General features: G+C 69.7%; 12 protein-coding genes and 1 pseudogene. 3 read left to right on the forward strand and 10 right to left on the reverse strand.

Annotated features, from left to right (window positions below; genetic code table 11):
• Positions 1 to 89: 89 nt before the first annotated feature.
• Positions 90 to 1,469 carry an extracellular catalytic domain type 1 short-chain-length polyhydroxyalkanoate depolymerase gene (locus WMF29_RS35845; RefSeq protein WP_437324604.1) on the reverse strand — a complete coding sequence of 460 codons (1,380 nt, stop codon included), beginning with the start codon at positions 1,467 to 1,469 and terminating at the stop codon, positions 90 to 92.
• 177 nt (positions 1,470 to 1,646) lie between these two features.
• The gene (locus tag WMF29_RS35850; protein WP_437324605.1) at positions 1,647 to 2,489 is read right to left on the reverse strand and encodes an AraC family transcriptional regulator; all 843 of its coding nucleotides are present in this window, start codon (positions 2,487 to 2,489) and stop codon (positions 1,647 to 1,649) included.
• 71 nt (positions 2,490 to 2,560) lie between these two features.
• Here WMF29_RS35850 and WMF29_RS35855 point away from each other — a divergent pair, with 71 nt between their 5' ends.
• Complete coding sequence (locus tag WMF29_RS35855) at positions 2,561 to 3,235, forward strand: glutathione S-transferase family protein (RefSeq protein ID WP_437324606.1); 675 nt, start codon at positions 2,561 to 2,563, stop codon at positions 3,233 to 3,235.
• Positions 3,236 to 3,242: 7 nt separating this feature from the next.
• On the opposite strand, the gene WMF29_RS35860 is transcribed toward WMF29_RS35855, so the two are convergent.
• Positions 3,243 to 4,145, reverse strand: coding sequence for a carbohydrate kinase family protein (locus WMF29_RS35860; RefSeq protein ID WP_437324607.1), 903 nt, complete (start codon positions 4,143 to 4,145; stop codon positions 3,243 to 3,245).
• Positions 4,146 to 4,246: 101 nt separating this feature from the next.
• A pseudogene (locus WMF29_RS35865) lies at positions 4,247 to 5,155 on the reverse strand (pseudouridine-5'-phosphate glycosidase); the annotation flags it as partial.
• A gap of 334 nt (positions 5,156 to 5,489) precedes the next feature.
• Between WMF29_RS35865 and WMF29_RS35870 the strand changes: the two are divergent.
• The gene (locus WMF29_RS35870) at positions 5,490 to 5,996 is read left to right on the forward strand and encodes a hypothetical protein (RefSeq protein ID WP_437324608.1); all 507 of its coding nucleotides are present in this window, start codon (positions 5,490 to 5,492) and stop codon (positions 5,994 to 5,996) included.
• A 242-nt stretch (positions 5,997 to 6,238) separates the two neighbouring features.
• Here WMF29_RS35870 and WMF29_RS35875 read toward each other — a convergent pair whose 3' ends face one another.
• The 5 genes from WMF29_RS35875 to WMF29_RS35895 form a co-directional block, all read right to left on the reverse strand.
• Positions 6,239 to 7,045, reverse strand: coding sequence for an ABC transporter permease (locus tag WMF29_RS35875; RefSeq protein ID WP_437324609.1), 807 nt, complete (start codon positions 7,043 to 7,045; stop codon positions 6,239 to 6,241).
• A gap of 19 nt (positions 7,046 to 7,064) precedes the next feature.
• Positions 7,065 to 7,901, reverse strand: a complete 837-nt coding sequence (locus tag WMF29_RS35880) for an ABC transporter permease (protein ID WP_437324610.1) — start codon at positions 7,899 to 7,901, stop codon at positions 7,065 to 7,067.
• On the reverse strand, positions 7,898 to 8,896 hold the full coding sequence (locus WMF29_RS35885; protein ID WP_437324611.1) for an ABC transporter ATP-binding protein: 999 nt from the start codon (positions 8,894 to 8,896) through the stop codon (positions 7,898 to 7,900). Before WMF29_RS35885 ends, WMF29_RS35880 begins: the two co-directional genes overlap by 4 nt.
• Positions 8,897 to 9,379: 483 nt before the next feature.
• Positions 9,380 to 9,838, reverse strand: a complete 459-nt coding sequence (locus WMF29_RS35890; RefSeq protein WP_437324612.1) for a hypothetical protein — start codon at positions 9,836 to 9,838, stop codon at positions 9,380 to 9,382.
• The gene (locus tag WMF29_RS35895) at positions 9,835 to 9,966 is read right to left on the reverse strand and encodes a hypothetical protein (RefSeq protein ID WP_437324613.1); all 132 of its coding nucleotides are present in this window, start codon (positions 9,964 to 9,966) and stop codon (positions 9,835 to 9,837) included. The genes WMF29_RS35890 and WMF29_RS35895 overlap by 4 nt, the downstream gene beginning before the upstream one ends.
• A 197-nt stretch (positions 9,967 to 10,163) precedes the next feature.
• Between WMF29_RS35895 and WMF29_RS35900 the strand changes: the two genes are divergently transcribed.
• Positions 10,164 to 11,147, forward strand: coding sequence for a phosphotransferase family protein (locus WMF29_RS35900; protein WP_437324614.1), 984 nt, complete (start codon positions 10,164 to 10,166; stop codon positions 11,145 to 11,147).
• A 50-nt stretch (positions 11,148 to 11,197) separates the two neighbouring features.
• Here WMF29_RS35900 and WMF29_RS35905 read toward each other — a convergent pair whose 3' ends face one another.
• Positions 11,198 to 11,800: a hypothetical protein gene (locus tag WMF29_RS35905; RefSeq protein WP_437324615.1), complete on the reverse strand. Its 603-nt coding sequence runs from the start codon at positions 11,798 to 11,800 to the stop codon at positions 11,198 to 11,200.
• Positions 11,801 to 12,114 lie beyond the last annotated feature (314 nt).

A 12,114-nucleotide genomic window follows, 5' to 3' on the forward strand; every position in this document is an offset into this window, starting at 1 on the left:
GTAGGATTTTCCTCCCCGTCTCCCCGCCTCCCTGTGAATTCTCTCGAAAAAAATCGAGGGGTGACTTCAGCTCACCGGCAAGACACGTGTCAGCGCCGGGCGTTTCGATGCCGGCGACGAAGCGTCAACAGCGCAAGCCCCATGGCGACGACCGCTGCGTACGAGCTCTTCGGCCTGGAATCGCCGGCGACGACCGCGCACCCGCCTGTCTCACCCGATTCACCTGCAGAATCCGAGCCCGCGCCGGAGGTGGCGCTGTCAGCAGCGCCGCTCGTTCCGCTCGTGCCGCTCGTGCCGCTCGTTCCGCTCGGGTCGCTGCCGCCCGTCGTGGTGACTTCGCCGCCGCCGGCGGGCTGCCCGCCAGAGCCGACGGTCACCCCCTCGCCCACGCCTCCGCCGTCACCCGAGGCGCCACCGCTCCCCGCAGCAGGCCCGGCGCCGCCGACGTTCTGGTCACCCCCGGAGCCATCGCCCGAGCCGCCCGTGCCGCCGCTGCCGGCAGCCTCGGAACAATCGGTCTCCGGATCGGCGCCACCGGCCTTGTCGAGACCGAAGAACGCGAGGATGGCGTCGGCCTCGTACGCCATGGAGTGCGCGCCGTTTCTTCCTGACCAGGCCTCGAACACCGTCTGGTTGCACTCGTTCTTCCAGAACTGGCGATCATAGGTGGTCCCGCCCGATGTGATCATGTCGGTCGAGGTCGGGGTCTCGCTCAGCTCGAGGACGTTCGTCCATTCCTTGATCGCCTCGGCCTGGTTCTTGTAGTTGATCGTCGCGTCCGCCGTGCCGTGGAAGATCTGGAGGCGGGGGCGATGTCCCGTATACCCAGGATACATCCCGCGGACCAGGTCTCCCCATTGCTGCGCCGACTTGCTCGTCCTGCCCCCCGCGCAGTTGTTGCTCCATTGCTGGCCCGCGTCGAAGCCGTCCGCCCAGCACCCGGCTGCCACCCCCGCCCTCGCCGCGCCGGCCCGGAAGATGTCCGGGTACACCGCCAGCATGGCTTGCGTCATCATTGCGCCGGACGAGCCGCCCATCACATAGACGCGCTTCGGGTCGCCTTTGTACTTCTCGAGCGCGTACTTCACCATCTGAGCGACGGCCTGCGTGTCGCCTCCGCCGTCGTGGGTCAGAGATTTCGTTGTGCCCACATCCCAGCAGTTCCGGCCGGTGGCTTCCGGAAGGATGATGATGAAGCCGTTCTTGTCGGCGCCCGCTTTGACACCCGAGATGCTGTTGAAGAACGAGCTCACCGGCGTGCTGCACGAGTGGCAGCCCACCACGATGGGCGGGTTCTCGGCCAGCTTGTCCGGCACGTAGATGTTCATGTTGACGTAGCTCGGGACGCCGTTCGCTCCCCACGTCGCCCGGCTCACCGCCTGCACTGACGCCGCGTACACGGGCATGGCCGCGAACAGCCCCAAAGAGAACGACGCGACCACGAAAACGCGATTCTGGAATCGACGCATGTTCGATGACCTCTAAAGCTGGCGTCGCCGACGACGGCGCGCGATTGGCGCGTGGATGCTATGGATAGAGGAACGTTGACGCAAGCCCCGTCGGGTTCTTCCAGCTGGAGAAAATTGAACCAAGACCTTGCGCATCATGGAGCCTTCTTGCGCTGTGGATGGCCGTGAACCCGCAGCTCACCCCTTCACGCCGGGCGGGCCGCCTTTCAACCTCGCTGCCGCGCACCGCTCTGCATAGACGGCCGGTGTGAAGCCGACCTGGGCCTTGAATTCCCGGATCAGGTGCGCTTGATCATGATACCCGAGCTCCTGCGCGAGCGCCGCCCACGCGACGGCCGCGCCCGTGGCCACGCGCTCCGCGGCCTCGTGGACGCGCGACCGCCGGATGATCCACTTGGGCCCGACGCCGATGTACCGCTCGAACGCGCGGTGCAGCGTGCGGACCGAGACGCCCGCGACCCGGGCGAGATGCTCGGCGCGGTGGATGTCGCGGTCTTCCTGCGCGCGGACGGCGAGCGCCATCGCCTCGTCGAGCCCGGCGTCCTCCGGCCCCTTGCGCGCGCGCAGGAGCTCCTCCACGGCGCGGATCGCGACGGCGTCGTCCGGCTGGTCGAGCGCGGCGCGCTCGAGCGGCCCGGCCGCGTCGCCGAAGATCTCGGCGAGGGGGACGACGCGGTCGACCAGCCGGCGCATGGGGAGGGGCGCGAACGGGAAGAAGCCGCCTGGCTTGAACTTCGTCGCGACGACGCGCCCCGTGCCCTCGAGCCGGACGACCTCGCGCCGGGTTCCGATGCCGTGCACCGCCGAGCCCGGCGCCTCGATGGCCAGGTTGACGCAGGGGTGCGGCAAGACCTCCTGCTCGAAAGGAGCGGCGAGCGACCAGCGGACGACCCAGTGCCAGTCGACGAGCCTGGCCAGGTCCGGCGCGGGCGCTTGGCGGTGCAGCTCGAAGCGCTGGAGACCGGCGGCCGGGTTCAAGATGCCGCGGGTGGGGTCCTCGGGGGTGATGGTCCGGCTCATGATCGCGCGTGGCGCTCTTTTACAATACCGGCCCTGGCCGTGGCAGTAGCGTCCGCCCCGGAGGCAGCAACATGGCTGATTCGACCACGACCCCGAGGGGCAACCTCGTCTTGTTCCATTCCCCGAACTCGCGCTCGGCGGGCACGCGCATCCTGCTCGAGGAGCTGGGCGCGCCCCACGAGCTCCGCGTGCTGAACATGAAGGCCGGCGAGCAGCGCAAGGCCCCTTACCTCGCCGTGAACCCGCTCGGGAAGGTGCCCGCGATCCTGCACGACGGCGCGCTCGTCACCGAGCAGGTCGCGATCGTCATTTACCTCGCCGATCTGTTCCCGGAGGCCGGCCTGACCCCGGCCATCGGGGATCCGCTGCGCGGGCCGTACCTCCGGTGGATCGCGTACTACGGCTCGTGCTTCGAGCCGGCCATCGTCGATCGGGCGATGAAGCGCGATCCGGCCCCGGCCGCGATGTCTCCGTACGGAGATTTCGATACGATGTTCGGCGTGGTGGCGGAGGCGCTCCGGAAGGGGCCGTATCTGCTCGGCGATCGATTCACGGCGGCCGACGTCCTCTGGGGCAAGGCGCTGGAGTGGATGGTGAAGTTCAAGCTCGTGCCCGAGCTGCCGGAGGTGACGGACTACGTCGCGCGGGTGTGCAGCCGGCCGGCGTCCACGCGGATCGCTGCGAAGGACGCAGAGCTCGCCGCGGCGCTCGAGGCTGCGGCCGCAGCGGAGGCGCGGGCGAGCTGATCGCCGCTCAGCACGCCGTCTGCTCCGGCTGCCCACCCAGCTGCTTCACCGCCCTCGATCCCGCCTCGATCCCGCGCCGCAGGCACTCCGCCTCGCGCGCGCCCTGGAGCTCCGCGGTGATGAACCCGGCCGCGAACGCATCGCCGGCCCCGGTCGTGTCCACCACCTCGACCTGAGGCGCCGGCTCGTCGAGGCGCACGCCCTGCCGTCCGCCCACCGCCGCGCCCCGCGCGCCACGCTTGATGATCACCCGCTCGAAATAGGCGCCCAGCGCGATCATCTGCGCTGTGAGGTCACCCGTGCCCGAGAGCGCCTCTGCCTCGTCGGCGTTGGCGAGCAGCGTCGACATCCCTCGTGTCCACTCAAGGAAGTCCCCGACCCTCACCTCCCGCAGGAAGCCCACGGACGCGGCGTCGAGGGCGATCGGGACGCCGCGGCGCCGCGCCTCTTCGGCGAGCCGCAGCGCTGCCCGCCGAGGCCCTTCGGCGAAGAGCGAATAACCCGAGAGGAGCACCAGCCGCGTCTCGTCCAGGAGCCCCACCGGCATGTCCGAAGGCTCGAGCGCGAGGTTCGCCCCACGGTCGGTGAGGAAGCTCCGCTCCCCGTCGGCGTCGACGAGGATGACCAGCACGCCCGACGGGTTCTGCGGGTCGGCCACGAGGATCGGGTCGACATGGAAGCTCCTGAAATAGGCTTCGAGATGCGGCTTGTCCCTGGCTCCGACCCGGGCGACGAACGACACCTTCGCTCCCATCGAGCCGAGCCACACCGCCTGGTTGGCCCCCGAGCCTCCGGGGCGGCTCTCGATCTTGGCGCGCCGGTCCGAGCCGCGCACCAGCGGCCCCTCGGGGCGGACGATCACGTCCGTCATCACGTCGCCCACCACGAGCACGCGGCCGGCCTCGCTCATGCCTTGGCCTTCGGCTTCGGCTTCGACTTCGCTTTCGACTTCGACTTCGACTTCGACTTCGACTTCGACTTCGACTTCGACTTCGACTTGCGCCTGGCCCCGAGCTCGCTCATCGCCACCGCGATCTCCGCCGCCACCGCCGCGTTGTTCTCGACCAGGGCGATGTTCGCGATGAGGCTCTTGCCCTCGGTGAGCTCGAAGATGCGCTTCAAGAGGAACGGCGTCAGGTCCTTCCGGCTCACCCCCTCTGCCTCGGCGCACCGGATCGCCTCCTCGATCCGCGCCTCGATCGCCCTGGCGTCCATGGCATGGCTCTCGGGGATCGGGTTGGCCACCAGGACCCCGCCCATGCCGAGCTCGAACTGCAGCGCGATGACCCTGGCCGCTTCCTCGGCGCTCTCGATCCTGTGGTCCACCTTCTGCCCGCTCTGCCGCGCCCAGAATGCCGGGAAGTCCTCGGTCTTGTAGCCCAGGACCGGAACGCCCTGGGTCTCCAGCGTCTCCAGCGTCTTGGGGATATCGAGGATCGATTTGGCCCCCGCGCAGACCACCGCCACCTGCGTATGACTCAGCTCCTCGAGGTCGGCGGAGATGTCGAAGGTCGTCTCCGCCCCGCGATGCACGCCGCCGATGCCCCCGGTGGCGAACACCTGGATACCGGCCCAGGCCGCCGCCATCATCGTGGTCGCCACGGTCGTCCCGGCCAGCCCGCCCAGGACCAGGAGCGCCGCCACGTCGCGCCGCGAGGCCTTGGCCGCCTTGCCGCCCCCCCTGGCCAGCCGCTCGAGATCGCCCCCCTTCACGCCGACCTCGAGCTTGCCGTCCATGATGGCGATCGTCGCCGGCACGGCGCCGTTCCGGCGGACTACCGCCTCCACGCGCTGCACCATCTCGAGGTTCTGCGGATACGGCATGCCGTGCGTGATGATGGTCGACTCCAGCGCGACCACCGGCCGGCGGCCAGCGAGCGCTTTCCTGACCTCGGATGAGATGGAGAGATGGTCCTTGATCGACACGCTGAGATCCTTGGGCGGCGAGGGTTTGGCGGCTATAGAGGCACCGGGCACGAGCGTCAAGCGGCCGCAACTTCTAGCTTGAGTCGAATGGTCCGAGTCGAGCCATGAAGGCCATGAGCTCGGTGCATCCACGTGGTGACCAGTGATTGAACGACGACCACACCGGCTGTTCATTCTGCTAGCCGGCATTGCAGCGCTGGCGGGTGCATACGTTCTGGGTCGCGTTTCGGCCCCCTCGGCAAGCGAACACGCGGGCGTCCCGAGCTCGAAGGACGGTCAGCGACTCGCGGCCTTGGAACGCGAAGCTCGTCGGCCACGAGCTCCGACATTGAAGGCTACCATCCCTTCGCAGCGTGGCTCGGCCGGCGACGGCACGGCCGAGACCTTCGACTCCGGCCGGCTTCGCGCCGGCGGCGAGCAGGAAGGCGAAGAGCTCGACGGTGCGGACGTGCGAGAGCCGCTCGATCCCGAGGAAGAGGAGCGCTCGGTGCACGAGGCGCGAATCGCGTTCTGGGACGGCTTGAGCGCTCGAGTCGACACCGAGCCGCCCGACCCAGCATGGCGTCGTGAGACAGAGCCGGTGATCACACGGGTGATCTCCGAGCAGCTGGGTCCACAGCTCAGCGTCGACGACGTCGTCTGTTCCTCCAGGCTTTGCCGCGCGAAGCTGACCCACCCCCGATGGCCACGCATTCCCAGCGACAAGTTCATCCAGCTTACATTGGGCCGCGGATCGCTCGCAACGATGGAGATCCAGGTGGACACCCGGGACGAGGGCGCCACCGTTCTGTATTTCTTGCGCAGAGAACGGGCGCCCACAGAACACGAGCTTTGATATTCGCTGGCGCAGCAAGAGGCGAACGTCCCGTGGCGACCCGTTTTTCCGCTACGGAATCGGGGCGACTTCCCGCAGCGGCGTCATAGCGACAAACAGCTTGAAACTACATGAAAATCGCAGAAATTCGAACCACCAAGACGCCATGAAACGCCATGAGACGCCAAGATACTTTGTTATTCTCCTGGCGTCTTATGGCGCCTTGGCGGTTCATTTCTCGCTTGAACAACGTGACCGGTATTTTAGGACCCGGAGGACTGGTACCGCCGCTCCCCGAAGCGCCAGATGCGCAGCGACACGAGCAGGAACGCCACCCCCACGAGCGGCGACGCCCAGCGCGCGGCCTCGGGCAGCGCCGGGACCGTGGGGCGATCGAGCAGCGCGCCCGCGGGGATGTAGCTCACGAACGCGAGCGGCACGACGAACGTGAAGAAGCGCCGGAACCAGTCGCGGTACAGGGTCAGCGGGTACTGCGCCGCTTCCGTGCCGCCATAGGTCAACGCGTTCATGATCTCCAGCGACTCGATCGTCCAGAAGCACAGCGTGGCCTGGAGCACGAGGAGCCCGTAGAACACGCAGGCGCCGCCGACAACCGCGCCGGCGAGCAGCGCCAGCCTGGCCGCTGTCCACCCCACGCTGAGCGCGCTACCGGCCCACAGGAGCATCACGAGGCCTACGGCGAGCCGCCCTGCGCGCAGGAACTGGAACTCCCCGGTGGCGACCTGGAACGCCGTGGAGCGCGGGCGCAGGAGGAGCCTGTCGAAATCGCCCGATCTCACCATCGCGGAGAAGGTGTCGAACCCGCGGCCGAACGACTCGGCGAGCGCGAACGAGACGTTGACGAGGCCGAACAGCAGCGCCACCTCCGCGAAGCGCCACCCCCGGACCGCGCCGAACCGGTCGAACAGCGCCCACGCCCCGAGCAGCTCGATGCCCACCGTGATGAACTGCCCGACCGACCACATCACGAACGACGCGCGATACTGCATCTGCGCCCGCAGCGACGCGGCGGCGAGCCGGAGGTAAAGCCTCGTTGCATCGAGCGACATCTCGCCTGCTCTTCCTCCGTCAGCCGCCCTGCACCACGAGCCGGCGCAGGCCGCGCGCGACCATCGCCCTGCCGAGCGCCACGAACGCGGCGGTCCACAGCGCCTGGTGCAGCAGCACGCCCGGGAGCGCCCCCGCGGGCAGGTGCCCGAGGTAGAGCCGGAACGGCGCGTCGACCATGCCCCGGAACGGCAGCGCATCGAGCCACGGCAGCATCCACGGCGGAAACAGCGGCAGCGGCACGATCATGCCGGAGGCGACGAGCACGAGCGACGGCACGATCCGCGCAATCCCGTCGCCGGACGTCGTCCACAGCATCGTCGACGTCACCGCCGTCGCGAACGCGCCCACGAGCGCCGCCGCGCCGACCATCGCCGCCGCCCACGCGCCCGCGGCGGCCAGCGACGGCGGCAGCGCCATGCCGAGGAGCGGCACCGCGACAGCGAACATCGGGACCGCGCGCAGCAACGTCGGCGCGACACGCGCGGCGAGCGCGCGGGCGAGCCAGAGCGCGTGCAGATCGAGCGGGCGCGCCAGCTCGTAGCCCACCGCGCCGGTGCGGATCAGCTCGCGCACCTCGGGATCGGGGTTCGTCGAGAACGGCAGCAGCTGGAAGAACGCCTGTCCGAGCCACGTGTACGTGATCGCCTGCCCGAGCGCCATCGGCGGCGGGGCGCCCGACATGGCGTTCCCGTAGAACGCCTCGAGCACCATGACCTTGATGAACCCCCAGAACAGCTGCGTGCCGAACCCGGCCGCGGCCGCGGCGCGGTACTGCAGGAGCGCGCGGCAGCGCGCCCGAAACACGGCGACACAGGCGGCCCAATTGCCCGCAAAGCTCTCGAACGGCGCGCTCACGGCGGCGCCCCCGCCTCACCGCCCTCGCCGTAGAGCCGCGCCACGATCTCGTCGATGGGCGGGTTCTGCACCAGGAGGTCGCGCACCGGATAGCGGGCCGTGACGCGCCCGACCAGCTCCGCCGTCGAGATCGCGGCGGGGTCGAAGCGCAGCGTCACGCGGGCGCCCTCGCGGCGGATCACCTCGGCGCGCGGCTCGGCGATCTCCGCCGCGGGGTCCGCCAGGTCCACGATGAGCCAGCGCTCCGCGGTGACCTGCGCGCGCAGCGCCTCGAGCGAGCCGTCCGAGAGCACCCGCCCCCCGGCGATGAGGATGACCCGCGAGCAGAGGGCCTCGATGTCATCCATGTCGTGCGTCGTCAGGATCACCGTGACGCCGCGCTCGCGGTTGAGCCGCTGCACGAAGCGGCGCACCGCGAGCTTCGAGACGGCGTCGAGGCCTATCGTGGGCTCGTCGAGGAAGAGCAGGTCGGGCGCGTGGAGCAGCGCGGCCGCGAGATCGCACCGCATGCGCTGGCCGAGGCTGAGCTGCCGCACCGGCGTGTCGAGCAGCGGCCCGAGGTCGAGCATCGCGACGAGCTCGTCGCGCGCGCGGGCGTGCTCGGCCGCGCCCACGCGGTAGATGTCCCGGAGGAGCTCGAACGAGTCGATCACCGGCAGATCCCACAGGAGCTGGGTGCGCTGGCCGAACACGACGCCGAGGCGCCCCACGTGCGCGATGCGCTCGCGCCACGGGACGCGGCCGGCCACCTCGCATCGCCCCGAGTCCGGCACGAGGATGCCCGCCAGGATCTTGACCGTCGTCGACTTGCCGGCGCCGTTCGGCCCGATGTACCCGACGAGCTCGCCCCGCTCGAGCGAGAACGAGACGCCCGCGAGCGCGTCGACGGCGCGGTAGCGCGGGCGCACGAGCCCGGCGAGCGCGCCCAGGGCGCCCGGCCGGCGCTCGGCGACCCGGTACGCCTTGCGCAAATCCTCGACGACGATCAGCGGCATGACGGCGGCCAGGGTCCCACGGGCGGCCGGGAGCATACTGGACCTGCGCCGAGCGGCCAGCGCCGCGAGCCCCGACCTCGATCAAGCCGCCAGCGCCGCGAACGCGGCGTGTGCGCCGAGGCAGCCCGCTTCCGATCCCCGCCGCGCCTCACTCCGGCTTCGCGAGCGGCGAATCGCGGTTATAGCGGCAGTCGTTCGACGTCGCGTAGAGCACGCTCGCTGGTCATGGCGTAGGGCGCAGGCTCCAGGTCGAGGTCGATCGGTCACCAACGTAAACGTAAACGTAAACGTAAACGTTTTCGTGGTCGTGGTCGTGGTCGTGGTCGTGGTCGTTCACGGCCTATCGTTGACGACCACGACCACGACCACGACCACGACCACGACCACGACCACGTAAACGTAAACGTTCGGATGTAGGAGAACGCGGCGCGAAGCTTGGTTAACGCCTATGCCCTGCCCGCCTTCGCCGCGCGCTAACCGCCTTCAATCCCGGATATAGACGCTGAGCCCTTCGAATGAGGCAGAGTTATCCCTGCTCGCGAGCCTCGCCACGACCCGGATGGCATCGCTCCCACCGGAGGGGACCGTCATCGCGCAGCTGCCGTTCAGGTGGGTTGCGCTAGATCCGCACCCGGCGTCGCCTTCCAGCTCGAAGCCGTCGCACGCCATCGTGCCGACCGGCGCGCCTCCACGGAGCAAGGTCACCTCGATGCGCACATGGTTTGCGCCGCTGTGCTCGTAGCTTTCGGCGTGCACCGGGAACTCGAGCGCCTTTCCCGCCGGAAACGAGAGCGCCTTCTCGACGGGGGTGTCGAAGCCCGGCAGATCGACCTGACCCGCCGTCGGGCCCAGGCAGCTCAGGAGCACGCCGACCCCGAGCGCCGCCACGGCGGCGCGCGCCCGGTCCCGGTTCGCTGCGGTCCGCAATAGGGGCGCGCTCACCCGCCGTCCTCCTCGAGGACGTCGCGCCCCCGGGAGCGGGAGCCGACCGAACCGGGCGCGCCGGGCGCCGAGGAACAGATCGCGACGACCTGCTCGATGGAGGTTTCCGGGGCGTCGGGTACCTGCATGCGGAATGCTCCTCTCAGGCGGACCGGGTGAGCTCGGGGAGCGACCTCTCCCGCGGAGGATTATCCGACGGCTCGGGCCCCGCCACCAGATCTCCCTGTTCGCGCAGGGCCCGCGGCCCAAGCTCACCACGAGCGCACGCGGTCCGATTCCGCGATGGCCGCGCCGGCGCGCGCGAGTTACGGTACCCGCCGCCTCGATGCCGCCCGACCACAGCGCGCCCCCTGGCGATCGATCCCTGTTCCCGTCGTTCGACGGCCCCGCCGGCTTCGACCGGATCCGCGCCGACCTCCCGGCCTTTCTCCCGGCGATCCGCGGGGTGTGCGAGCGCCACGGGCTCTCGTCGGGCGGGCTCTCCGCCTTCGCGCACGGGACCAACGTGGTCGTCTCGAACGACGCAGGCCAGATCATCAAGCTGTTCCCGCCCTTCCTCCGGCACCAGTTCGAGGCCGAGCGCCTCTCGCTGGGGCGCTTCCACGGGACCGTCCCCGTGGCCACGCCGGAGCTCCTCTGGCAAGCGGAGCTCGAAGGCTGGCCCTATCTCGTGATATCGCGCCTCCCGGGGCGCACGCTCGAAGAGGCCTGGCCCGCGATGAGCGGCGCGGAGCGCGCCGAGGCGCTCGCCCGCATCGGCGAGATCATGCGGGCCGCCCACGCGCTGCCCACCGCTGGACTGGAGAGCATCGATCTCGGCTGGGATGCGTTCCTGGAGCGCCAGATCGCCGGATGCGAGAGCCGGCACCGGCGGATGGGCTTGCCCGAGCGCCTCGCCTCGCAGATCCCGGCCTACCTCGAGTCCGCCCGCGCCCTCCTGCCGAGGTCCGTGGCCCCGGTCCTGCTGACCGGCGAATACACCCCGCAGAACCTCCTCGTGACCCGAGCGGGCGGGAGGTGGAGCGTCACCGGCATGATCGACTTCGCGGACGCGTGCCTCGGAGCACCCGAGTACGATCTCCTGGGCCCGTGCCTCTTCCTGTCGGCCGGCAGCGCGGACCTCCAGCGCGCCTTTCTGGGCGCCTGCGGATACGCGCCTGCCGACCTGGGCCCAGCGCTGAGCCGCAAGCTGATGGCCCTCGCGCTGCTGCACCGGTACAGCAATCTCAGGTTCCAGCTCAGGCTCGAAGGCTGGGAGTCCCAGGTCTCCTCGCTCTCCGAGCTGGAACAGACGATCTGGCCGTTCTGAAGCAGGATCTGCCCGTCCTCGGCGGCTCGCGTCGGCGCGCCCCGTCGCGATCACATGGCCGCGAGCAGGGCGGCGACGTCCTCGCAGGTGTGCTCCTCGACGGCCCGGCAGTTCCTCACGTCACCCCACGGCCTGAAGGCGCACTCCGCGGCGTCGGCTTCGCACGCTGCTTCGAGGTCCGGAGAGACAACGAGGTCACAGATCTGATGCTGCGACAGCTCCCACACCGGCGTCGGCCCGCACTCCATCCCTTCTCGCCCGCAGTGCCTCTCGCGTGTCTGCACAAGCGCGGTGCCGTCGCCCTGCACGAAGATCAGCGATTCGGTCTCGTCGACGTACGGACCAGGGGTGAGCAGCGAGTTGAGGACGCCCGTGCCGCCTCCGAGCACGAGCCTGGCCGCGCAGGGGAGCGTCTCTGGCGGGATCGGGTAGATGTGCACGATAACCCGCTCACAGCTCGGCTCGAAGCCGCAAGCGAACAGATCCAGGGCCGGATCGGTCGCCTCCGCGCCGCCGCCCGACGTGGTGTCGGACGACTCCGGTCCGGGATCCGTGTCGTCGCTCCTGTCCGGCTCCGCCTCGGTCTCGGCGCCGTCCGAGCCCTCGACGACGCGCGCGCAAGCGATGATGAAAGGAAGCTGAGCCGCTGCCAAGAGGAGCGCTCCTTGAATGACGCGATGTGCTCTCATGCTATTGCCCTTTCGACGAGTCTGTGGAGACTGTGCCAGGCATGGCACAAAGCAAGCGGCGCGCCACACCGTCCTCGCATCGCGGCGGCGCCGTTGCGATCCGCGACTCCAGACCCCATCCGCAGGCGGACAGCGGCGGGGCGACGACGTCGCAACCCGAAGCGCCGCGACATGGACGCGCCGCCTTCAGCTCGCGGTCGTGAGCCACGATGACACAAACGGACCATCGTGGCCCACCACCACGGCACATTGTGACGCACGCCCCCGAGCCTCGAAGG

The organism is Sorangium sp. So ce381, assembly GCF_051473845.1.
Lineage (GTDB): Bacteria > Myxococcota_A > Polyangia > Polyangiales > Polyangiaceae > Sorangium > Sorangium atrum.